The organism is Stenotrophomonas sepilia (assembly GCF_003244875.1).
In the GTDB taxonomy this organism is placed as follows: Bacteria; Pseudomonadota; Gammaproteobacteria; order Xanthomonadales; family Xanthomonadaceae; genus Stenotrophomonas; species Stenotrophomonas sepilia.
In genome coordinates, this window is sequence record NZ_LXXZ01000040.1 from 210,647 (window position 1) to 230,638 (window position 19,992).

The window sequence follows — 19,992 nt, forward strand, 5'->3', positions numbered from 1 at the left end:
CGCCCCCGATGCACAGGATGCTCGTCGCAGGCACGCTCTCCAGCGTCGCCTGTCTGTTCGCCCCTTCAGTGTTGGCGGTAGATGCCCCCGGACCGGCCAACGACTGCGCGGAGATTGCGCGGCTGATGGCCAACGACGACTTTGCGGCACTTGATGCGATGGCCGCGCGTTTCCGCAAGGGCGAGCTCAACGCCGCCGGCCAATCCCGGCTCGGCCGTTTCTACATCTGCATGTCGCGTGCAATCGGCACGTCGCGGCAGGAGGTTCAAGCCTGGAACGACTGGTCTGCATGGGCGGCGCGCTGGGTTCAGCACGCGCCGAAGTCCGCGGCGGCCCACCTGATCACCGCACGGATTCCACTCAACCTGGCCTGGAGCTACCGCGGCAACGGTTACGCCAACACCGTCAACGCCGACGACTGGGCACAGTTCCATGAGTACAACGCGGTTTCGCGGGCCTACCTGCAATCGCATGAGGATGTTGCCGGCGGCGACCCGTTCTGGCACGAGATGAACGTGCTGATCGCGCTGCGCGAAAGCGCGGATGACGACGAAATGCTGGCGCTCGTTGATCGCGCAGCGAAGGCCTTCCCCGACTACGAACCACTGCACCTCATTGCCATGGAGTACTTCACGCCGGCCTGGGGTGGCAGCGCGCAGAAGATGGAAGCCTTCGCGCGGCACTCGATGGCCAGTGCACCGAAGAAGAAGCGGGCCATGCGCTACGCACGGCTGTACTGGTCGGCCACCGAATATTCGCCCGATCACTTCCGCGCAGCGAAGCCCGATTGGCCGCTGATGCGCCAGGGGCTGGACGAAATCGCCCAGCAGTACCCGACCATCGACAACCTGGAATCGATCGTCCGCTATGCCTGCCTGGCACGCGACGGCGACGCACTGGTCCGCTGGAATCGTTTGTGGTTGAGCCGCGCCGGTTTCGACGAGGCGGCCATTGCGCACTCGACCGAGCAAAGCAAGGCCGCATGCCTGGCGCCGGACGAAGAACAGGAAACATTCCAGTAGCGCCCGCCGCCGCAGGCCCAGGAGCGCAGCCGGCAGGCCTGCCGGGCGCCTAGCACGCGCGCGTGTCATCCACGCGCCGCGTGATCTGACATATCACCAGTGCTTGCGCATGATCACAGCTTCGCCCTTTCGTCATTGACCACAAGGCGCCAGCTTGTGACGCTTATGACACCGCAGGGCTGATGGCCCAACAACGCGGCCAGGCTCCACCGCAATCCGCAGCATCCGTCTCCGCAGCATCTCCGCATGACCTCGCCCCGGCCAGGTCGTGACGGGCGGCTGCGCCCTGAATCTTCTGCTGGAGAATCGAAATGCGCCTTGCAAGCTTTGTCTTTGCTTTCGTACTCAGTGCTTTTGCCGGTGCTGCACAGGCCCAGGTGGTCACCCTCAACAAGGGCGGCTTCGTGCTGACCTACGACTGCAGCATCCACAGCGCCACCCGCTACGAGTACACGCTTACTGCCGATACCGGTTCGGCCGCACGGCCGTCCAGCTTCTACAAGGACCCGGACCTGCCGGCCGGTTGCCTGGGCCAGACCAGCACCGCGTCCTACGCCAGCATCAGATCCGGCTACGACCGTGGCCACCTGGTCACGTCCAACCACATGGACTACGACGCGACCTACATCCGCCGCGCCAACTACATGACCAACATCGTCCCGCAGGTGTCCAGCTTCAACCAGGGCATCTGGGTGAAGGCCGAAAACGTGGCCGAGTGCTACCGCGACATCGCACCGGTGGACGTCTACGGTGGTGTGGTCTACGGCGACGCCGCCAACGATTACTTCCTGGCCAGCCATGGCATCCCGACCCCGGAGTTCTTCTGGAAGACGATCATCACCCGTGACCCGAACACCGGAACCGCCAAGGCGATCAGCTGGATCATTCCCAACGAGGCCAACCTGGGCAGCCTGGACAACTATCTGGTGACGATTGCCGATCTGGAGGAGCTGCTGGGCGCCAGCTATGTGGCGATCAACGCACCGACCTCGCTGAAGAACATGCTGCCGGCCAGCACCTGGCCACAGCCTGCAGGGTGTGACCTGGGCTGATCGGCAGGCAGAGGAATCACGATACCTGCACGCGCAGCCATCGTGACGCCAGCACTCTGGCAACCAGGAACTGCACTGCGGCGCCTGCGACGGTGGCAACGACAAGCAGGACGGGGAGCAGGCAGCTGCCGGCCAGCGTCACCGCGCCGGCGATGCCGGCACTGATGAGGCGATGGTGCCGGGCCCGGGATCGCACTCGGTTCAAGGGGTATTCCCGTGCAAGCGCTGGGTGGGGTGGCCCGGCAGTCTAGCGTTCCTGTGGCCAGCGTGCCCTGCCCGTCCCGCTATGGGAAAATGGCGGGCGCCTCGCCCCTTTGGCTGTTCCCGGAGTAGTTGATGTCCCGTCTCCCCTTCGATGCCGTGCTGTTCGACTGCGACGGCGTACTGGTCGATTCCGAGCCGCTGGTCGCCCGCGTGCTCTCGGAAATGCTGACCGCACGCGGCTGGCCGCTGACCCCGGCGCAGGCCGGCGAGGTCTTCCTGGGCCAATCCGTGGCCCATCTGGCCGGGCTGATCGCAGAGCGCACCGGCAAGCCGTTCACCGAGGAATGGCTGGAGGAGTTCCGCCAGCAGCGCAACCGGGCGCTGGAACGGGATCTGGAGCCGATCCGGGGGGCGCCCGAGGCCGTGCGTGCGATCGCCGCAGCGACCGGTGGCCGCATTGCCTGCGCGTCCGGTGCCGACCTGATCAAGGTGAAACTGCAGCTGGGCAAGGTCGGCATCCTCGATGCCTTCGGCGACCACGTCTATAGCGGCCAGGACATGCCGAACACCAAGCCGCACCCGGACGTCTACCTGGCGGCCGCTGCCGCGCTGGGTGTGGATCCGAAGCGCTGCGCGGTCATTGAAGACACCGTGACCGGCGCGACCGCCGGCGTCGCGGCGGGTGCAACCGTGTTTGGCTTCAGCGAGGGCGGCCCGCACCACAGCACGCCGGAGGCCCTGCGCGCTGCGGGTGCGAAGGTGATCTTCCAGCGCATGGACCAGCTGCCGGCATTGCTGGCGGCCTACGCCGCCGACGCTGCAGCCTGAGGCGGCCTCAGCCTGCAGCGCCCAGCGTGGCGCTGCGGCGTTTCCCGGTGTAATGCAGCACGAACAGGTACAGGCCAGTGAACAGCTGCAGGAACAATGGCGGCAGCGGCGAATAGGTGATCCACGCTGCCGGCTCGCCCTGCCCCAGCCCGCGAGCTGCGAAATTGGCGATCACCGCCAGGGTGAAGACGATCGAGGTCCAGCGATGCACGGGCCGCGCCCAGCCACCCCGGCTCATTGACGGCGCCTCGCTTCGGATCGGGCTTCGATCATCTTCCAGCCATTGCCGGACGGGTCACGGAATCCGGCATCGATGGCGCCATAGCGTTCGACCGGCTCCTGGGTGAACTCGACGCCCCGTGCCAGCCATTGCGTATAGCGTGCCCGGCAGTCATCGACGGCCAGCACCAGCGGAGGCATTGCGCCTTTCGCCACCAGCTGCTGCAGTGCCTGCGCGGTGGCCGCGTCGTGTGTGGGCGGGCCCGGAACGAACAGCCCCAGCTGGAATCCGTCCTGGCCGGGGCTGCGTACCGTCAGCCAACGGTAGCTGCCATTGCGCACATCGGTGTGCACTTCGAAACCGAGCATGCCGACGTAGAACGCGAGCGCTTCATCCTGGTCGCGCACATAGAGGCCGACCGTGTTCACAGTGTTTGTCATGGGACCTCCCTCACGTGGGATCCACGTTAGCAACCGCCGCGCGCCGGCGCTTCTCCAAAACTGCCATGTTCAGGTCCGGTCGCTGCGCGGCACGTGCGTGGCACTCCGGCACGCAGGCCGGCGTCGCCTGGCCGGCCCGCTCACGCTCGCGCACGTTGCCCGGGCTGTCGCCGGTGATGTCACGGAAGATGCGGCCGAAGGTGCCCAGGCTGCTCCAGCCGGTCTGCGCGGCGATCTCGGTGACCGGCAGATCGGTGTCACGCAACATCGCCACGGCCCGTTCAATCCGTCGGCTCAGCAGGTAGCGATGCGGTGGCAGCCCGAAGGCCTGCTTGAACGAACGCGCGAAATGCGCTGCGGATACGGCACTCACTTCGGCTAGGCGGGCCACCGGCCAGTCCTCGTGGCTGGCATGGTCCATCCGGTCCTTGGCACGCAGCAGGCGTCGCAGTAGTTCAGGGCTCTGGTTCATGCCGCCACCGTGCGCGCCAGATGATGTCGCGCCGCATGCCTGGCCTGCGCGGCCTGCTCGCCCAGCCAGTCACCGAATGCAATGACCTTCGCGCTCCGGCTGCGCGCCGTCGGTGCCACGAACCAGAAACCACGCCCGTCGCTGGCCACACCGGGATGTGCCTGCACCAGGCGCCCGCTGTCCAGTTCGGCCTGGAACAGGATTGGCGAAGCAATGGCGATGCCCTGCCCGGCAATGGCCGCGCCGACGTCCAGATGCTCTACCGCAAAGGGGCTGACCAGGCTCTCCTCGGCCGGCGGCGGAACCGCGCCATGTGCGGAAAACCACAGTGCCCACCAGTCGGGCCTGCCGAGCAGCGGAACCTCCAAGGCCCGGCGCCCGAGCCCGTCAGCCGCCGGCAGCAGCGCTGGCGCGCACAACGGGGTGAAAATGCTGGGGAACAGGGGCGTGGCCTGCAGCCCGGGCCACTCGCCATGCCCATTGCGGATGGCAGCATCAAAATGCCCGGCGGCCAGGTCCTGCGGCTCTGCCGACAGGTCCAGTTCCAGCACGATGCTCCGATGGCGGCCGCGGAAACTGCCCAGCCGCGGTGTCAACCAGCTGGTGCCCAGCGTGGGTAGCACGGACAGGCGCAGTCGCGCCGCATCCATGTCTGCGGCGCGCATGAAACTGGCACGAAGCGCGTCGAAGGCCCGGGTGGCCTCCTGCGCGACGCTGGCACCCGCTGCCGTCAGTTCCACATGCTGTGCGTGGCGCAGGAACAGGCAGGTGCCGGTCTGGGCCTCCAGCCGGCGCACGTGGTAACTCACCGATGCCGCGCTGGTGTCGAGCTCCTCGGCGGCACGGGCAAAACTGCCCAGCCGCGCCGCCGCTTCGAAGGCGCGGATGGCGGCAAGCGATGGAAGCTGGCGTTGGCTCACCATAAGTGTGGCTTAGCCTGAGCCCGGATATCTGCGTGGTCAATCCCCCTCGCACCCGCAACGATGGAGGCACTTCCGGCAAGGGGTCACGCACATGGATCGACGGCAGTTCCTGGCCACCTTGGCCGCAGTGGCAGCCTCAAGCGCCCTACCCTCGGGGCGGCCCCTGTCCAGCCACAGCGAAGACTGGAAATGGTTGCAGGGCAACTGGCAGGTCCGGCACCAACGCCTGAAGGAGCGCCTGGTGGGCGACACCCGCTGGGAAGCCTTCACCGGCGCCAGCGCGGTCTGGCTCACCCTGGGCGGGCTCGGCACCATCGATGACAACGTCATGGCGCTGCCTTCGGGCCCGTACAGAGGCCTGGGCGTGCGTGCTTTTGATCCAGTGTCTTCCACGTGGTCGATCTGGTGGATCGATGGGCGCAACCCTGCCCATATCGAACCGCCCGTGCGCGGCGTCTTCGAAGGCGATGGCGGCAGCTTCCGTGGTCGTGACCACTTCAAGGGACGCCCCATCGACGTCTGGTTCCGCTGGCATGACATCCATGGCGAGGAGCCGTGGTGGGAGCAGGCGTTCTCCGACGATGCCGGCGCGCACTGGGAAGTGAACTGGCGCAACTGGTTCCGCCGCACTGCGGCGGTCCCCTCACCGCTTCCGAAGCTGCCGGATGCACCGCGCGATTTTGATTTCCTGGTGGGCCATTGGAACGTGCGCCATCGTCGCCTGCGCGCTCGGCTGGCAGGCAGTGATGCGTGGGACGCGTTCAACGGCACCCTGCACAACTGGCCGGTACTGGGAGGATTCGGCAACGTAGGCGACAACCTGATGGACGTGCCGGGAACACCGCTGCGCGGCATGGGTATCCGCGCCTGGAGTGCGGCTGAGCAGCACTGGCTGAGCTGGTGGCTGGATGGTCGGGAGCCGACCCGGATCGGTGCGCCGCTGCGCGGTGGTTTCGAGGCCGGTGTCGGCCGCTTCTTCGGCGAAGACCAGCACGACGGTCGATCAATCCAGACGCGGGTGATCTGGTCACGCATCACCCCGCGCTCGGCGCGCTGGGAACAGGCGGCTTCGACCGATGGGGGACGCAGTTGGGAAACCAACTGGGTCAGCGACTTCGAGCGGCAGGCATGAAAGCGCGGCTGGCCGTGATGCTGCTGGTTGCTGCGTCGCCCCCCGCGACTCCCTCAAGCGTGCTGCAGATCGTCGGCTCCTCTGAACGCTTTGCGCCGGGCGTTGCATCCACGCAGTACGACGAGATTCGACTGACCCTGAGCCCGGACGGAAACACCGCGCTGTGGTTCAGCCGCAACCGTCCCGGTGGTCCGGGCGGGTATGACATCTGGGTCTCCCGCCACGATGGGCAGCGCTGGCGGCCGGCGACGCCGGTCTCGTTCAACACGCCGGGACGAGACTTCGATCCCGCCTTTTCTGCCGATGGCCGCACGGTGTATTTCTGTTCGGATCGAGCAGGCGGCCAGGGCGGCGACGATCTGTACCGGGTCAGCATTGGACGTGACGGTCGATTCGGCGAACCGGAGAATCTGGGCCCCGCGGTGAACAGCGCGGCCGACGAGTTCGCGCCGATGCTCTCGCCGGACGGTCGTACGCTGTTGTTCTCCAGCGATCGCGCGGGCGGTGCCGGCGGCCATGACCTCTACAGCGCCACGATGATCGGCGGCGTGGCGCAGCTGGCGCGGCCGCTGGCGGGTGGCATCAATACCGCCGCACAGGAGTTCGATGCCACGTTCCTCGGCAACGGCCAAACGGTGGTGTTTGCCCGCGCCCTGGACTTCGCCACTGCACCGGTCCGCCAGTTCATTGCCTACGAGCGTGGAGGCCGTTATGACGCGGGCCATGCATTGCCCTCCCCGGTGAACGAAGCCTCCGGCGACAGCTACGGTGCGATGCTGGATGGCTCGCAACCTGACACTTTGACCTATTCGGCGCGGCGCGCAGACGGTGCGGGGTTGGACCTGTACCGCATCCGCTACCGTTCGGGCGAACCATGATCCGCACTCAACGCTGCGCCGGCAGTTCCAGACGATGCTTGCGGCACAGCCGGTACACGGTCACCCGCGAGATCTGCATCTGCCGTGCGCACTCGGAGACGTTGTAGCCGGTCTGGCGAAGGGTCTGCAGCAGCACATCGCGCTCGGCCTGGCCGCGGGCATCCTGCAGCATCGCGCCCGGCGGCGCATGCTCGGCCCCACCCAGTTCAAGGTCACGCTCGCTGATCAGCTCGCCTTCGGCCATGATCGCCGCCCGCTGCACCCGGTTGAGCAGTTCACGCACGTTGCCGGGCCAACCGAAGCGCCGCATCGCCTGCAGCGCAGCGGGCGCAAAGCCACGTGCACGCACGCTGTGGCGCAGGCGGAAGCAGCGCAGGAAGTGCTCGGCCAGCAGTTGCACATCGGCGCCACGCTCGCGCAAGGGCGGCATCAGCAGGCGCAGCACATTGAGCCGATAGTAGAGATCGCTGCGGAACCGACCCTGAGTCACCGCGTGTTCCAGCTCCACGTGGGTGGCGGCGAGTACCCGCACGTCGGCCCGCAGCGGCTGGCTGCTGCCGACACGCTCGAAGGTGCCTTCCTGAAGCACGCGCAGCAGGCTGGTCTGCGCCTCCGCCGGCAGGTCGCCCACCTCGTCGAGGAACACGGTGCCGCCGTGTGCGGCTTCGAATACGCCTATCTGGCGCTTGTCGGCGCCGGTGAACGAGCCGCGCTCGTGGCCGAACAGCTCCGACTGCACCAGGCTGGCCGGAATGGCACCGCAGTTGACCGCGATGAACGGCTTGCCCGCACGGCCGGACAACGCATGCAGTGCGTGAGCCGCCAGCTCCTTGCCGGTGCCGGTTTCGCCGGTGACCAGCACCGGCAGTTCGACCGGCGCGAACTTGTGCAGCACGCTGCGCACCGCATGCAACGCAGGACTCTCGCCGATCAGTGTGCGCGGCCCCTGGCCGGCGCATACCTCGCTGGCAGAAGGATCATCCGCGTCGAACTGCTGGCGCATCGCAGCCACCAGGTCCTGCAGGCCGAAAGGCAGCGTGAACCGCGAGATGCAGCGCTGCAGCAAGGGCAGCCACGCTGCAGGCGTGGGCCCCGCGCCGGGTGGCAGCACCGCAATCCAGGGCAGATGCACGTGCTGTTCGATCCATGGCGCCAGCAACTGCAGCGCGGGCGTATCCAGATGGCGAAGATCCAGCACAGCGACCAGCCGATCACGCCCGCGCAGCCCGATCGCCATCGCCGGGTCGGGATGAATGCGGCGCACGTACCAGCCTGCGGCCGCCAGCGCGCTGCGCTCGTTCGCCTGCGGCTCGCCGAACCAGAGCACGCAACGTGATGTAGAAGCCTCCGGGACCGCCGCCATGCTTCCCCCAGCATCCGGACACCGTCGGCGGACTGTCAGGCAATCGCCGGCGTGCCGCCCTCCGCCGGGACCCTCTACGGCCACCGCAGCGGCCTTTGATGGGCGGATCCTAGCGCTGCGCTAAACGGCGGCGCAATGAGCGCCGCGTCAAGAGACCACCGGCTGAAGCGGCATCGTTACAGTCCGCGACGGCACCTGTAACACCCGTGTGACAGTCGGGCGCCCGCCTTGCCCTGCGGCGCGTGGTACAGCGCGATCCCAACATTTTTCCGACGCCGCTGTAACAGCGCGGCAGCAGCCCCCTGCGCCTGCCAGCGCCTGACGCCAAGGCAGCCAAGCCTTGCAGGGTTGGCACGCTTGATGCGTGCTTCCGCCGCACCCACCACGGGAGATCGGCATGGACGGCATCACCCCCATTCGCGGCTTGCTGGCAACGCTGGCTGTGGCCCTGCTGTCGGTTGGCGCGAGCGCCTCTGCCTCCGGTGCACGCCAGGGCGTGAAGGCTCAACCGGGCGAAATCGTCCTGTTGCGTGATGTGTCCGCACGCCCGGCCTATCGCATGGCGCCGCCCGGCATGGCGCTGATCGCCGACCCGAAACCCCAGCGCGAGATCGCGGCGGCCCTCGGTGCGGGTGCCCCGGCAAACGGGATGGACGAGCTGAGCGATGAGGACTACGCAGGCATGGGGGCAGGTCAGGCCGCCACGGCCACCGCACCCGCAGGCACCACGGTCGAACGTGTGACGCAGCAGGCATTGGGCGGTACGCTCGGCCGCAACGGTGACGGCATGGTCGGCAGCAGTCTCGGTGGTGCCATGAGCGGGCCGCTCGGCGCGGTTGGCAACAGTACCCGCGGCATCGGCGAGACCGTGCGCGGCGCGCTCGGCCAGTTCCCGCTGCAGGGCATGGCCCCGGCAGGTGGCAAGTGAGGCGGGCGCACTGGCTGCTGCTGATCCTGCCTGCCACGCCGTTGATCGCGCAGGCCGATGACTATAGCGGCATGCTCGCCTACCTCGACGTTGCCCGCATCGACGGCCATGCACTGGCCGGCGCGAACGGCGCCATCGCGGTCAACCAGGCGGCCGGCGACCTCAATCTGCAGGCCAACCTGCGCGGCATCGCCACGGGCGAACATGCAGACGTCTCGATCGGCAACCGACAACTGCGCGGTGGCAACCGCGTGCTGGGTGCGCCGATGCACGCCACTGCCGTCATCGATGGCAAGGCGCTGGCCGGTGCCAGCGGCATCGCATCCATCAACCAGGCCAGCGGCATCGCCAACGCGACGCTCAACGTCGTCAGCGCGACGCTGGCCCGACAGGGCATACGCGAAACCGACGATACGGCCTTGGCCGCCGAGGGTTCCGCGTTGGCAGGGGGGCGGGACGACGCCGGTCGCGGCGTCGCGACGGGCACCCGCAGCGCCGGTGTCACCAGCACCGCGCTGCGGGGATTCGACGGGGTCCTGCAACTCAATCAGATCGCGGGCAGCGGCAATGACACGGCCAATGTGCTGGGCCTGGTCGTGCAGGACCGCCCGTGACAACCACCCAACCGATGCACCACCTGATGAGAGAAAGAGGGCACCATGAAAGCGACCGTCAAACGGACCATGCTCGCCATGGCGATTGCCACTGCCTCGACCGCCGCTGCGGCCAATGGCTGGGACAACCAGAACGCCAACGCGAACATCAACCACACCCACACCGTCAGCGAAACCCGCAACGAGACGCACAACCACACCGACAACGACGTGCGCAACCGCACCGTCAACGTCAATGTGCAGAAGCACAGCACCATCCAGGCCGACGAACGCAAGGAAAAGAACAACCACGGCGTCGACGTGAACCTGGAGAAGGACCTGCGACTGAGCACCGACATCAATTTCTCCGGCGACCCGAACATCACCGGCGACATCGACCTCGACTCGGCGGCCATCGCCGTGATCGACAACCGCCAGTCGATCAGCAACAACGCCACCAGCAACAGCCTGGTCACCAACAGTGCCTCCATCGGTGACAGCGTGGGCGCAGGTGCCTCCGGCAACCTCGGCTTCAACGTGGTATCGGGCGACAACAACGCCCAGGACAATGCCGCGTCATTGTCCGCCGCCGACGCGTCCTTCAGCTTCGGCATGGCCGACGCCGAGGTGTTCGTCAACCAGGCCGGCTTCGGCAACGCGACCATGAACTCCGGCGTCACCAATGCCGCAGGTCTCGGTGGCAATGCCTTCGGCGGTGCGTCCGGCAACATCGGTGTCAACATTGCTTCGGGCAACAACAACGAGCAGAAGAACGCGCTGGCGGCGTCGGTCGCGACCACCGCGGTGGCGCAATCGAGCATCAGCTCCAACCAGGTCTCCACCGGCAACACGGTCAGCAACGCCGGCTTCGTGCAGTCCTACACCGATACCGTGCAGGTCGGCATGCGTGGCGGCGTCAGCGGCCTGACCCTGGCCTATGGCGCCGGCACCTACCGCGGTACCGGCAACGCCTACCAGATGGCCAACTACTATCTGGATACCTGGAGTGGGGAGCTGCCACACCCGGGTGGCAGCAGCACCGGCCATATCGATCTGGACGACGAAATCCAGAACGCCACGATGAACCCCAACCGGCCGGGGGTGGGTGGCCTGGGCTTCGATACGCGTGAGAGTGGCACCAGCCAGTTCGTCGAACTGGGCGTGGCCGACCTGTATGCCAGCCTCAGCGGCACGGTCAGCACCACGCGCTGGGTGAACGTCAACGCGACCAACACCTCGGCCTTGTCGGGCAGCGCCTTCTCCGGCGCCTCCGGCAACATCGGCGTGAACGTGGCCGCGGGCACCGGCAACCTGCAGGCCAACAGCCTGGCCCTGGCAGTCGCCCAGCCCAGCATCGGCGGCGGTGGTGGCAGCGGCGAATAAGCGCAACACCCCGGCCGTCCGCCAATGGCCGGGTCCCCGGGAGCCCCTGTTCCTCCTCCCCCTTGGGACAGGGGCTCCCCCTTGCTGCCGGAGAATGCGATGTTCGGCCACCGTCTCTCGATACGCCTGCTGGCCTGCCTGCTGTTGCTGGGCGGCGCGTCCGCGCGGGCGGGCGACGTCGGCTTCGCCGGCGTACTGCCCAATGGCGCACTGCTGCAGCAGAAGGTGGAGAGCATGCAGGAACGGCGCTACCGCAACGTGGTACGCCAGCACACCGATTACAGCTGCGGAGCGGCCGCACTGGCGACCGTCCTGCGCCATGCCTACCACCTGGACACCGACGAGGCGACGGTCATCGAAGGGATGATGGGGGTGTCCGACCCGGCGCTGGTGGCCGAGCGTGGCTTCTCGCTGCTCGACATCAAGCGCTACGTGGAGTCGCTGGGCATGCGCGGGCGCGGCTATCGCATCGATGAGGCCCGCCTGCGCACGCTTCGGGTTCCGGGTCTTGTGCTGATGGACGTGCGCGGCTTCCGCCACTTCGTGGTGCTCAAGCAGGTGCGCGGCGGTGTGGTCGAGGTGGCTGATCCCATCCTTGGCAACCGCAGCCTGGCGCTGCCTGAATTCCTCGCTGCGTGGCCATCGCGTGCCGTATTCGTGGTGATCGGGAGTGATTTCGATCGCAACACAGTCCTGCTGCAACCCAGCGAACGGCCCAGTGCCCGCGCGCTCTACGCGCGACAGGGGCCGATCACCGATGCCGAACTGGTCGATTTCGGCTTCAGCCACGCCGACCTGTTCTGAAGGAGGTTCCGCCATGTTCCGCCACCGTCTGTTGATGCTCCTGCTGCTGGCGAGCCCCGCCCTGCCCCTGCAGGCGGCGGATGCTGCGCCGGGACGCGGCCTGAAGGAAATTCCGGATCCCGAACTGAACCTGATGCGCGGCCGCTACACCGTGGGCGGCAATACCGTCGCGTGGTTCGGGGTGACGATGGTCTCGCAGTGGCAGGCCGGCAACGGAAACGTATTGCAGGGTGCGTTGACTCTGGGCATGGACTTCCGCGGCGGCGGCAGCCCGAAACTGAGCTTCCAGCCCAGCGTGCACGTGACTGCCGCAGATTCGCCGCTGCCGGACACGCAGGGCCGCCATATCGACAGCACCGGCCTGGCCAACGCCAATGGCCTGGTGCAGAGCGTGCAGGTGGCCGGCGATGGCAACGTTGCCCGCAATGCGACCACGCTGGTGGTGCGCAACGGCACGGTGCCGGGCCTTTCGGATGACGGTGCCCATTCGCTCAGTGCGCAGGGTGCAGGCGTCTCGGCCTCCGCAGTGCTGGACGGCAACCAGGCACGCCTGCAGCTGCAGGTGGAGGGCCAGGGCATGGTCCAGCAATGGATACGTAACGGCAGCGTCGGCCAGGGCATCGCCCTGGCCGGTGACGGCCAGATCGCCAGCAACCAGCTGCGGCTGGAACTGGTGCGGGATACCGCGGGCGGCAACCTGCCGTTGAGCCAGAACGTGGCCCAGGCGATTGCGATGAACCGCGGCATGGGGCCGGGCCGATAGCACCACGGCACGGCGTTGGGGGATCCACAACGCAGGACACGAACATGCACACCTTGATGAGGATCACCCCGTTGGCGCTGGCGGCGCTGGCGGGCACCGCCTTTGCCGCACCGCCAGCGGCGGACGATGGCGGCGACGTGCAGGCACTTGCCAACCAGCTGGAGCAGCTCAAATCCAACTACGCACAGGAAGTGCGGCGGCTGCGCGAACTGGACATGCAGGTGCAGGCCATGCAGGCGCGATTGAGTGGACGCACGGGGCCCACCGGGCCGGCAACGGCGGCGGCAACGGGCGCAGCAGTCGAGCATGGCTCGACGCTACAGACGTCGCAGGGTAGCGAGGGCTACGCCAGCACGGCGGCCGAGGCACAGCAGGCGAAGCAGGAATCGCGGCGCAGCGTGGATGATGTGAAACAACAGCAGTCGGCGCTGTTCTCGCGCCGCTTCACCGTCGAGAACAGCCTCACCTACGCCCGCTACGACCGCAAGCAGCTCACCCTCAATGGTTTCCTGGCGCTGGACGCGATCTTCCTCGGCAACATCGCCATCGAGAACGTTGAATCCGATTCGCTCACCTACAACCTGGCCGCACGTTGGGGTGTCAGCCCGAACCTGACGCTCAACCTGGACGTGCCTTACCTGGCGCGGCGCACCGTCTACCAGAAGGGCGGCGCGGGCGGTGCGGCGGCCGCGATCGCGCAGGAAGAAACCAATGGCAACGGGCTGGGCGATATCGGTTTGAGTGCGAACTACCGCTTGTTCGGCGAACGCGGCTGGCGCCCGGAAACGGTGCTCACCGCCGGAGTCACCGCCCCTACCGGGCGCGCACCCTACGGTCTGGACTGGAAGGTGATCGAGCGCGACGACGACGACTACATCCGCTTCGCCGTACCCAGGGAACAGCCCACCGGCAATGGCGTGTGGCAGGCCAATGTGGGCCTGTCGATGGTCAAGACCGCCGATCCGGCGATCCTGTTCGCCAACGTCGGCTATGTGCATTCGTTCCCGCGTGGCTTCAGTGATATCGACAGCAACCCCGACACGGTCAACCCGGGAGACGTGAAGCTCGGCGGCGCGGTCTACTTCGGCGCTGGCGTGGCCTTTGCGTTCAACGAGCGCACCAGCCTCAGCCTGTCCTTCAGCGACCGCATCAGCGCCCGCGCTTCCACCCGTTTCCAAGGCGGGAAGTGGATGAAAGTGATCGGCAGCGACGCCAACGCGGCATCACTGAATCTGGGCGTGACCTACGCGCTCAACCAGCACACCACGCTGGTGACCCTGCTCGGCATCGGGCTGACCCCGGATGCACCGGACTTCACTCTCGCCTTCAAGATCCCGTACATGTTGTAGCGACAGCGCCAGGCACGGCCCTGCGCCCCGGCAGGGCCTGGATTCATCTTCCGGCACCACAGCGGTCCCTGCCCGCTGCTATATTCAGCCCAGCTCGGCAGGCATGGTGCCTGCCCTCGAATCACAGGGAGTTGGACATGGGTCTGGTACAGGCGGTGAAGGGTGCGGTCGGTGGTGTGCTGGCCGACCAGTGGAAGGACTTCTACACCGTGCCCACGGGCCTGCCCTCGACGGCGGCCCTGTTCGCGGCGGTGCCGCGCGGCACCAACGCCGGCCGCGGCTCCAACACCAGCGGCTCGTCCAACATCATCACCAACGGCTCGAAGATCGTCGTGCCGGAGGGCTACGGCCTGCTGCTGTTCCAGGACGGCGCGATCACCGCGTTCGTCGCCGAACCGGGCGGCTACGAGTGGCGTTCGGACGACCTGAACTCGCAATCGATCTTCGCCGGCGACGGTCTGGTCAGCACCTTCATCAAGCAGAGCTGGGAACGCTTCAAGTTCGGCGGCCAGCCCGGTTCCCAGCAGGCGGCTTATTTCGTCTCGCTGAAGGAGCTGCCGGACAACCGCTTCGGGACCCAGTCGGAAATCTACTGGGACGACGGCTTCCTCAATACCCAGGTGGGCGCGGTCACGCGCGGCTCGTACACGCTGAAGATCGTCGACCCGATCCTGTTCGTGAAGAACTTCGTGCCGGCCAGCTACCTGCAGCCGGGCCAGGTGTTCGACTTCACCGACCTGGACAACGCCGCCGCCAGCCAGCTGTTCAATGAAGTGGTCGGTTCGCTGGCGCCGGCCTTCAGCCTGTACACGAACGATCCGGGCAAGGGCAACCGCATCACCAGGCTGCAGCAGGACTCGCTGGGCTTTGCACAGAGCCTGTCGGCCGCCGTCGAGCAGGGCTACCAGTGGAAGTCGGATCGCGGCCTGGCCATCGTCAAGACCGCCATTGTCTCGATCGAGTACGACGCCAACACCCGCGAACTGCTGAAGACCGTGCAGCGCGCCGATGCGCTGTCCGGCTCGCGCGGCAATTCCAACCTGCAGGCGAGCGTCGCCCAGGGCATCCAGTCGGCCGGCGAGAACGGCGGTGCGGCCGGCCTGGTCGGTGTCGGCATGGCCTCGGGCATGTTCGGTGTCGGCGGCATGCAGCAGCCGGTCACACCGGCTGCCGACGATCCGGTGGCCAAGCTGAAGAAGGCCAAGGAAATGCTGGACCTGGGCCTGATCACCCAGGGCGACTATGACGCCCTGAAAGCCAAGGCGCTGGGCCTGTAACAGCAGGACGCACAACCCACATGTCCGATCCCAGAAACGGCCCACCGCCGCTGCCCGGATCCGTGCCCGCGACGCCGCCGCCCTTGCCGGCGGCGTCGTTGGATGGGCCCGGTTCGCCGCAGGACGTCCCTCCCCTGCCCGGCAGCTTCCCGCTGGACACCTCGAAACTGCCACAGGCCATCCGCGATGAAGTGGAAGCGCCCGATCCTGTGGCCATTGATACCTCGGCCAGCGAGCTGAAGGACGGCCTCAACCGCTGCCCGAAGTGCGGCGCCACCGACATCCGGCCCAAGGCCGGCACCGATATCCTCATCTGCCTGTACTGCCGTCACGAATGGCATGGCGCGCGGGTCGAGGAGGAATTCGGGCTGGGCGAGGCCATCGACCAGTTGCGTGGCACGGTCATCGCCTCCGGCGCGCGTGACATCGACGCCGACACCTCGGCGTTGATGACGTTCAAGTGCACGGGCTGCGGCGCTGAAGTCACGGTCAATACCGAAAGCACGATGACGGCGCGCTGCCACTGGTGCCGCCATGTATTCGGCGTCAACGAACAGATCAGCAATGGTGCGGTGCCCGATGCGGTGCTGCCCTTCCACATCAAGAAGGACGATGCGGTCGCGCGCATCCGCCAGTTCGTCGACAAGCGCCGCATGTTCGCGCTGAAAGCGTTCAAGGAGCAGTTCACCCCGGAAAACGTGGTGGGCGTGTTCCTGCCCTACATGATCGTGGACAGCAACGTCAGCGCGGCCGTGGCCGGCAAGGGCGAGATCCAGACCCGGCAATACACGGTCGGCACCGAGAAGAACAAGCGCACCCTGTACGACGCCGATGTCTACCAGGTCGAACGCCAGGTGGATTTCACGGTTGATGACCTGCCCCTGGAATCCTCGGCCGAGCGCGGCAATCTGGATACCCGCGCCAACACCAACAACATCATCAACACCATCCTGCCGTTCGACACCAAGAACGCGGTGAAATGGAACGCCTCATACCTGGCTGGCTTCACCTCTGAGAAGCGCAACCTGGATGTGGAAAAGCTGCGGCCGCGGCTGGAAGACCAGCTGCTGTCGATCGCCCGCGCGCAGGTGGAAGGGTCGGTGAGGCGCTACAACCGTGGCGTGCGTTGGGAACAGGAACAGCTGGAGGTGCATGGAACGCGCTGGGTGTCGATGTACCTGCCGGTGTGGTTGTACTCGTATCACCAGCCCGGAAAGAACGGCGGCATGTTGCACTACATCGCGGTGAACGGCCGTACCGGCGAAACCATGGGCAGTGTGCCCGTGCAGCAATGGAAGATGCTGCTGGCGGCCCTGGCCACCGGCACCGTCATTGAAGCCCTCGCAATTGCCTTCCTGGTGGCATCGACATGAGCGACGACAGTGGCCTCTGGCTGTTGGCGGCAGGTCCGGCCGGCGCAACCGCGCTGTACTGGGCGCTGTACCGCTATTACCGCAACACCGACAAATCGCACTCCTTCGAGCACGAGACCGAGATCGAGGCCAAGCCGGTCACCGGCTCGGACCAGCAGGTCGGCCGGGTCACCGGCACCGAGGACAAGCGTATCCGCGGTGACAACGTGTATGAGTACCGGAAACGGGTGGCAAGGGTGAAGCCGGATCAGTAGCGCCAGGCCATGCCTGGCTGCGGGTCATGCCGGCCGATGGCCGGCATCCCTTCGGTCTCTGGGCGTCAAAGGGGAGCCGGCCAGCGGCCGGCACGACCCTTCAGCGGACAGCACCTGTTCTTGGCTGGCTTGCCTCAGGGCGCGCCCTCACACCGCCTCCCGCCCCACCGGTTCGGTACTCGCGCGATCCACCCTTCCGAGGATCGTGCGATGGCCGCCGTTCCTGCCCGTGCCTGCCTGTCCGTCCCGTGCTTCCTGACCCTGCCCGCCCTTGCCCAGGACGCGTCGTTCGGCTTCGGTGAACAGGCCACCCGTACCGAGCAGACCACGCAATCCAGCAGTACCCAGACCCAGAGCAGTGGCGCGGTGACCACGCAGACCACCACCAGCGGCAGCTCGTAGTCCGAGTCGCGCAGTGAAAGCAAGGGGCTGGACGTGGACTTCGGCTTCCACGACAACAACGATGACTGGGACCACGACCGCCAGCGCGGCGGCCGCGGCGTGCGCGAAGGCGATCTGTTCCGCAGCTGGACACTGGGCCAGGAGAACGGCAGCACCTGCACCATCGAGCTGAAGAACATCGAGTGGTTCGGCGGCTACAGTGCCTCTGTGCCTGCCGGCTGCCCGGATGGCTTCTTCTCGGCCAACCGCTGGGTGCTGTCGGGCAACCAGCTGCTGCTGACTGACACCAGCAACACCGTATTCGGGCGCTTCCGCGCGTCGGGCGGCGGACGCTGGACGGGGTACCGTGAACCGGATGGCGCGCGGCTGTATCTCAATCCCAAGGGGCGCTGATCGCACCGTGCACGCAGTGGGCACGCGCTGATCGGGAAGATCAGGCATCCGCCCCACCCCGCCACCGAAATGTCCGCTCCCACCGGCTCCCGTCTCGTCATCTATGCGGCCCTTGCAGGCAATCTGGCCATTGCCGTGGCCAAGTTCATCGCAGCCGGCATCTCCGGCAGCTCGGCCATGCTCAGCGAAGGCGTGCATTCGCTGGTCGACACATTGAATGAACTTCTGCTGCTGTACGGGCTGCGCCGTGCCAGCAAGGCGCCGGATTCCCTGCATCCGTTCGGCTATGGCCGCGAACTGTACTTCTGGAGCTTTATCGTCGCCCTGCTGGTGTTCGCTGCCGGCGCCGGCGTTTCGGCCTACGAAGGTATCCAGCACATCCGCCAGCCGGAGCCGGCCACCAACCACGCGTTAAGCTACAGCGTGCTGGGCATCTCCATCCTGTTCGAGGGGGCTTCCTGGTGGGTGGCGCTGCGTGAGTTCCGGCGCACCAAGGGCAGACTTGGCTACTTCGAAGCGTTCCGCCGCAGCAAGGATCCTTCCACCTTTACCGTGCTGCTGGAGGATAGCGCGGCCCTGCTGGGCCTGGGCTTCGCACTGATCGGCCTGGTGGCCGCGCAGGTGCTGGACATGCCGGTGCTTGATGGCGTTGCGTCGCTGTGCATCGCTGGCGTGCTGGCCGCCACCGCCTTCCTCCTGGCCCGTGAGACCAAGGGCCTGCTGGTCGGAGAGCCTGCCCATCCCGCAGTGGCCGAGCGGATCATGGCGGTGGCCGAAACCGATCCGGATCTGCGCCGCGCCAACGGGGTGACCACCATGCAGATGGGCCCGGAACAGGTGGTGGCCATGCTCAGCGCCGAGTTCGAGGATGACCGGCGGACCCCGCAGATCGAAGCCTGCATCACCCGCATCGAAACGGCGGTGAAGCGCGAGTATCCGGAGCTGGTGGCACTGTTCATCAAGCCGCAGACGCCGGAGGTGTATGCCGCCCGGCGCGCTGCATTGGCCGCACCGCCTGCGCCGGAATGACGCGGCGTCTGCGCCCGTTTCACCTGATCGATGCCACAGTGCCACGGTCTTTCTCCCGAGCCTGCCACCACCGTGCCGGATTGGTTGCCCGCCTCCCTGCAGATCCTGCCGCGCCGCTTCTACCGGCGTCCATCGACCGACGTTGCGCCGGAGCTGCTCAACAAGCTGCTGGTGCGCGACGATGGTCGCGCTGGCCGCATCGTCGAGGTTGAAGCCTATGCCGGCAGCGACGACCCCGCCGCGCACTCCTATCGCGGGCCAACGCCGCGCACGGCCAGCATGTTCGGTGAGGCCGGCCACCTCTATGTCTACTTCACGTACGGCATGCACTGGGGCAGCAACGTGGTCTGCGGAGAGGTCGGTGAAGGCGTGGCGGTGCTGCTGCGGGCCGTCGAGCCGCTGGCGGGCCTGGAGCGCATGCACGAGCTGCGTTCCGCCGCGCGCCGCGACCACGATCTGGCCAGTGGCCCCGGCAAGCTCTCGCAGGCCTTCGGGTTGGACCGCAGCTTCGACGGCGCCGATCTGGTGACCGGCAGCCATGGCATCGTGATCGCCAGCGATGGCACCCCGCCTCCGTCCGACCCGGAAGTTGGTCCTCGCATCGGCATCACCCGAGCCGTGGATTTCCCGTGGCGATGGCACGTCCGTGACCACCGTCACGTATCGGTGCGGCGACGCCGCATCTCCGCCCCCGCAAGGAAACGTTGATGACACCTCTCGACAAGCCGTTGCGACGCGAACTGGAGATCGATGGCCAGCCCTACACCCTGACTGTGGACCCTGAAGGCCTGAAGCTGGCGGAGAAGGGGCGACGCAAGGGCATTGCGTTGCGCTGGCAGGATCTGGTGTCCGGGGACGCGGCGCTGGCAACCGCATTGCAGGCGTCGCTGCGCGAGCACTGAACCGGCGC

General features: G+C 66.9%; 24 protein-coding genes. 19 read left to right on the top strand and 5 right to left on the bottom strand.

Annotated elements, in window-relative coordinates:
* Positions 1-8 precede the first annotated feature (8 nt).
* The 3 genes from A7X97_RS07505 to A7X97_RS07520 all read left to right on the top strand — a co-directional run bounded on the left by A7X97_RS07505 (position 9) and on the right by A7X97_RS07520 (position 3,106).
* Complete coding sequence (locus A7X97_RS07505) at positions 9-1,022, top strand: DUF4034 domain-containing protein (RefSeq protein WP_111007752.1); 1,014 nt, start codon at positions 9-11, stop codon at positions 1,020-1,022.
* A 311-nt stretch (positions 1,023-1,333) separates the two neighbouring features.
* Entirely contained in the window at positions 1,334-2,074 is a 741-nt protein-coding gene (locus A7X97_RS07510; protein ID WP_072167103.1) for a DNA/RNA non-specific endonuclease, read from the top strand.
* A gap of 336 nt (positions 2,075-2,410) precedes the next feature.
* Positions 2,411-3,106, top strand: a complete 696-nt coding sequence (locus A7X97_RS07520) for an HAD family hydrolase (RefSeq protein ID WP_072167105.1) — start codon at positions 2,411-2,413, stop codon at positions 3,104-3,106.
* Between the two features lie 7 nt (positions 3,107-3,113).
* On the opposite strand, the gene A7X97_RS07525 is transcribed toward A7X97_RS07520, so the two are convergent.
* The 4 genes from A7X97_RS07525 to A7X97_RS07540 are packed head-to-tail and all read right to left on the bottom strand — an operon-like array spanning position 3,114 to position 5,161.
* Positions 3,114-3,344, bottom strand: a complete 231-nt coding sequence (locus A7X97_RS07525) for a hypothetical protein (RefSeq protein WP_061478310.1) — start codon at positions 3,342-3,344, stop codon at positions 3,114-3,116.
* Positions 3,341-3,766, bottom strand: a complete 426-nt coding sequence (locus tag A7X97_RS07530) for a VOC family protein (protein ID WP_005416636.1) — start codon at positions 3,764-3,766, stop codon at positions 3,341-3,343. Before A7X97_RS07530 ends, A7X97_RS07525 begins: the two co-directional genes overlap by 4 nt.
* A gap of 10 nt (positions 3,767-3,776) precedes the next feature.
* Entirely contained in the window at positions 3,777-4,238 is a 462-nt protein-coding gene (locus A7X97_RS07535; RefSeq protein ID WP_065177773.1) for a helix-turn-helix domain-containing protein, read from the bottom strand.
* On the bottom strand, positions 4,235-5,161 hold the full coding sequence (locus tag A7X97_RS07540) for a LysR substrate-binding domain-containing protein (protein ID WP_088497581.1): 927 nt from the start codon (positions 5,159-5,161) through the stop codon (positions 4,235-4,237). The genes A7X97_RS07535 and A7X97_RS07540 overlap by 4 nt, the downstream gene beginning before the upstream one ends.
* Before the next feature lie 91 nt (positions 5,162-5,252).
* Between A7X97_RS07540 and A7X97_RS07545 the strand changes: the two genes are divergently transcribed.
* Together A7X97_RS07545 and A7X97_RS07550 are read left to right on the top strand one after the other, a co-directional pair.
* Positions 5,253-6,293: a hypothetical protein gene (locus A7X97_RS07545; protein WP_111007754.1), complete on the top strand. Its 1,041-nt coding sequence runs from the start codon at positions 5,253-5,255 to the stop codon at positions 6,291-6,293.
* Positions 6,290-7,171: a TolB family protein gene (locus A7X97_RS07550; protein WP_111007755.1), complete on the top strand. Its 882-nt coding sequence runs from the start codon at positions 6,290-6,292 to the stop codon at positions 7,169-7,171. Before A7X97_RS07545 ends, A7X97_RS07550 begins: the two co-directional genes overlap by 4 nt.
* A 7-nt stretch (positions 7,172-7,178) precedes the next feature.
* On the opposite strand, the gene A7X97_RS07555 is transcribed toward A7X97_RS07550, so the two are convergent.
* Positions 7,179-8,534: a sigma-54 interaction domain-containing protein gene (locus tag A7X97_RS07555; protein ID WP_111007756.1), complete on the bottom strand. Its 1,356-nt coding sequence runs from the start codon at positions 8,532-8,534 to the stop codon at positions 7,179-7,181.
* A gap of 397 nt (positions 8,535-8,931) precedes the next feature.
* Here A7X97_RS07555 and A7X97_RS07560 point away from each other — a divergent pair, with 397 nt between their 5' ends.
* The 14 genes from A7X97_RS07560 (at position 8,932) to A7X97_RS07620 (ending at position 19,984) form a co-directional block, all read left to right on the top strand.
* Entirely contained in the window at positions 8,932-9,462 is a 531-nt protein-coding gene (locus A7X97_RS07560; protein WP_061478317.1) for a hypothetical protein, read from the top strand.
* Positions 9,459-10,076, top strand: a complete 618-nt coding sequence (locus tag A7X97_RS07565; RefSeq protein ID WP_088497576.1) for a hypothetical protein — start codon at positions 9,459-9,461, stop codon at positions 10,074-10,076. Before A7X97_RS07560 ends, A7X97_RS07565 begins: the two co-directional genes overlap by 4 nt.
* A gap of 45 nt (positions 10,077-10,121) precedes the next feature.
* Positions 10,122-11,438, top strand: coding sequence for an adhesin (locus A7X97_RS07570; RefSeq protein ID WP_111007757.1), 1,317 nt, complete (start codon positions 10,122-10,124; stop codon positions 11,436-11,438).
* Positions 11,439-11,537: 99 nt separating this feature from the next.
* Positions 11,538-12,242, top strand: a complete 705-nt coding sequence (locus A7X97_RS07575; RefSeq protein WP_072167149.1) for a C39 family peptidase — start codon at positions 11,538-11,540, stop codon at positions 12,240-12,242.
* Positions 12,243-12,255: 13 nt separating this feature from the next.
* Positions 12,256-13,005 (top strand): hypothetical protein, encoded by a 750-nt coding sequence (locus A7X97_RS07580; protein WP_111007758.1) that lies wholly within the window; start codon positions 12,256-12,258, stop codon positions 13,003-13,005.
* Between the two features lie 44 nt (positions 13,006-13,049).
* Entirely contained in the window at positions 13,050-14,354 is a 1,305-nt protein-coding gene (locus A7X97_RS07585) for a transporter (protein WP_072167114.1), read from the top strand.
* A 137-nt stretch (positions 14,355-14,491) separates the two neighbouring features.
* Positions 14,492-15,631 (top strand): SPFH domain-containing protein, encoded by a 1,140-nt coding sequence (locus A7X97_RS07590; protein WP_072167115.1) that lies wholly within the window; start codon positions 14,492-14,494, stop codon positions 15,629-15,631.
* 20 nt (positions 15,632-15,651) lie between these two features.
* Complete coding sequence (locus A7X97_RS07595; RefSeq protein ID WP_111007759.1) at positions 15,652-17,004, top strand: TFIIB-type zinc ribbon-containing protein; 1,353 nt, start codon at positions 15,652-15,654, stop codon at positions 17,002-17,004.
* Positions 17,001-17,258 carry a hypothetical protein gene (locus A7X97_RS07600; RefSeq protein ID WP_053496535.1) on the top strand — a complete coding sequence of 86 codons (258 nt, stop codon included), beginning with the start codon at positions 17,001-17,003 and terminating at the stop codon, positions 17,256-17,258. The genes A7X97_RS07595 and A7X97_RS07600 overlap by 4 nt, the downstream gene beginning before the upstream one ends.
* A 210-nt stretch (positions 17,259-17,468) precedes the next feature.
* Positions 17,469-17,660 carry a hypothetical protein gene (locus A7X97_RS22070; RefSeq protein ID WP_227836744.1) on the top strand — a complete coding sequence of 64 codons (192 nt, stop codon included), beginning with the start codon at positions 17,469-17,471 and terminating at the stop codon, positions 17,658-17,660.
* A 33-nt stretch (positions 17,661-17,693) separates the two neighbouring features.
* Positions 17,694-18,053, top strand: coding sequence for an AprI/Inh family metalloprotease inhibitor (locus tag A7X97_RS22075; protein WP_227836745.1), 360 nt, complete (start codon positions 17,694-17,696; stop codon positions 18,051-18,053).
* 69 nt (positions 18,054-18,122) lie between these two features.
* On the top strand, positions 18,123-19,082 hold the full coding sequence (locus A7X97_RS07610; protein ID WP_072167118.1) for a cation diffusion facilitator family transporter: 960 nt from the start codon (positions 18,123-18,125) through the stop codon (positions 19,080-19,082).
* 72 nt (positions 19,083-19,154) lie between these two features.
* The gene (locus A7X97_RS07615) at positions 19,155-19,790 is read left to right on the top strand and encodes a DNA-3-methyladenine glycosylase (protein WP_111007801.1); all 636 of its coding nucleotides are present in this window, start codon (positions 19,155-19,157) and stop codon (positions 19,788-19,790) included.
* Entirely contained in the window at positions 19,790-19,984 is a 195-nt protein-coding gene (locus A7X97_RS07620) for a hypothetical protein (RefSeq protein ID WP_061480303.1), read from the top strand. Before A7X97_RS07615 ends, A7X97_RS07620 begins: the two co-directional genes overlap by 1 nt.
* Positions 19,985-19,992 lie beyond the last annotated feature (8 nt).

Coding starts and splice junctions, on each gene's coding strand:
- A7X97_RS07505 (WP_111007752.1), top strand. CDS start 9: ATGCACAGGATGCTCGTCGCAGGCACGCTCTCCAGCGTCGCCTGTCTG.
- A7X97_RS07510 (WP_072167103.1), top strand. CDS start 1,334: ATGCGCCTTGCAAGCTTTGTCTTTGCTTTCGTACTCAGTGCTTTTGCC.
- A7X97_RS07520 (WP_072167105.1), top strand. CDS start 2,411: ATGTCCCGTCTCCCCTTCGATGCCGTGCTGTTCGACTGCGACGGCGTA.
- A7X97_RS07525 (WP_061478310.1), bottom strand. CDS start 3,344: ATGAGCCGGGGTGGCTGGGCGCGGCCCGTGCATCGCTGGACCTCGATC.
- A7X97_RS07530 (WP_005416636.1), bottom strand. CDS start 3,766: ATGACAAACACTGTGAACACGGTCGGCCTCTATGTGCGCGACCAGGAT.
- A7X97_RS07535 (WP_065177773.1), bottom strand. CDS start 4,238: ATGAACCAGAGCCCTGAACTACTGCGACGCCTGCTGCGTGCCAAGGAC.
- A7X97_RS07540 (WP_088497581.1), bottom strand. CDS start 5,161: ATGGTGAGCCAACGCCAGCTTCCATCGCTTGCCGCCATCCGCGCCTTC.
- A7X97_RS07545 (WP_111007754.1), top strand. CDS start 5,253: ATGGATCGACGGCAGTTCCTGGCCACCTTGGCCGCAGTGGCAGCCTCA.
- A7X97_RS07550 (WP_111007755.1), top strand. CDS start 6,290: ATGAAAGCGCGGCTGGCCGTGATGCTGCTGGTTGCTGCGTCGCCCCCC.
- A7X97_RS07555 (WP_111007756.1), bottom strand. CDS start 8,534: ATGGCGGCGGTCCCGGAGGCTTCTACATCACGTTGCGTGCTCTGGTTC.
- A7X97_RS07560 (WP_061478317.1), top strand. CDS start 8,932: ATGGACGGCATCACCCCCATTCGCGGCTTGCTGGCAACGCTGGCTGTG.
- A7X97_RS07570 (WP_111007757.1), top strand. CDS start 10,122: ATGAAAGCGACCGTCAAACGGACCATGCTCGCCATGGCGATTGCCACT.
- A7X97_RS07575 (WP_072167149.1), top strand. CDS start 11,538: ATGTTCGGCCACCGTCTCTCGATACGCCTGCTGGCCTGCCTGCTGTTG.
- A7X97_RS07580 (WP_111007758.1), top strand. CDS start 12,256: ATGTTCCGCCACCGTCTGTTGATGCTCCTGCTGCTGGCGAGCCCCGCC.
- A7X97_RS07585 (WP_072167114.1), top strand. CDS start 13,050: ATGCACACCTTGATGAGGATCACCCCGTTGGCGCTGGCGGCGCTGGCG.
- A7X97_RS07590 (WP_072167115.1), top strand. CDS start 14,492: ATGGGTCTGGTACAGGCGGTGAAGGGTGCGGTCGGTGGTGTGCTGGCC.
- A7X97_RS07595 (WP_111007759.1), top strand. CDS start 15,652: ATGTCCGATCCCAGAAACGGCCCACCGCCGCTGCCCGGATCCGTGCCC.
- A7X97_RS07600 (WP_053496535.1), top strand. CDS start 17,001: ATGAGCGACGACAGTGGCCTCTGGCTGTTGGCGGCAGGTCCGGCCGGC.
- A7X97_RS22070 (WP_227836744.1), top strand. CDS start 17,469: ATGGCCGCCGTTCCTGCCCGTGCCTGCCTGTCCGTCCCGTGCTTCCTG.
- A7X97_RS07610 (WP_072167118.1), top strand. CDS start 18,123: ATGTCCGCTCCCACCGGCTCCCGTCTCGTCATCTATGCGGCCCTTGCA.
- A7X97_RS07620 (WP_061480303.1), top strand. CDS start 19,790: ATGACACCTCTCGACAAGCCGTTGCGACGCGAACTGGAGATCGATGGC.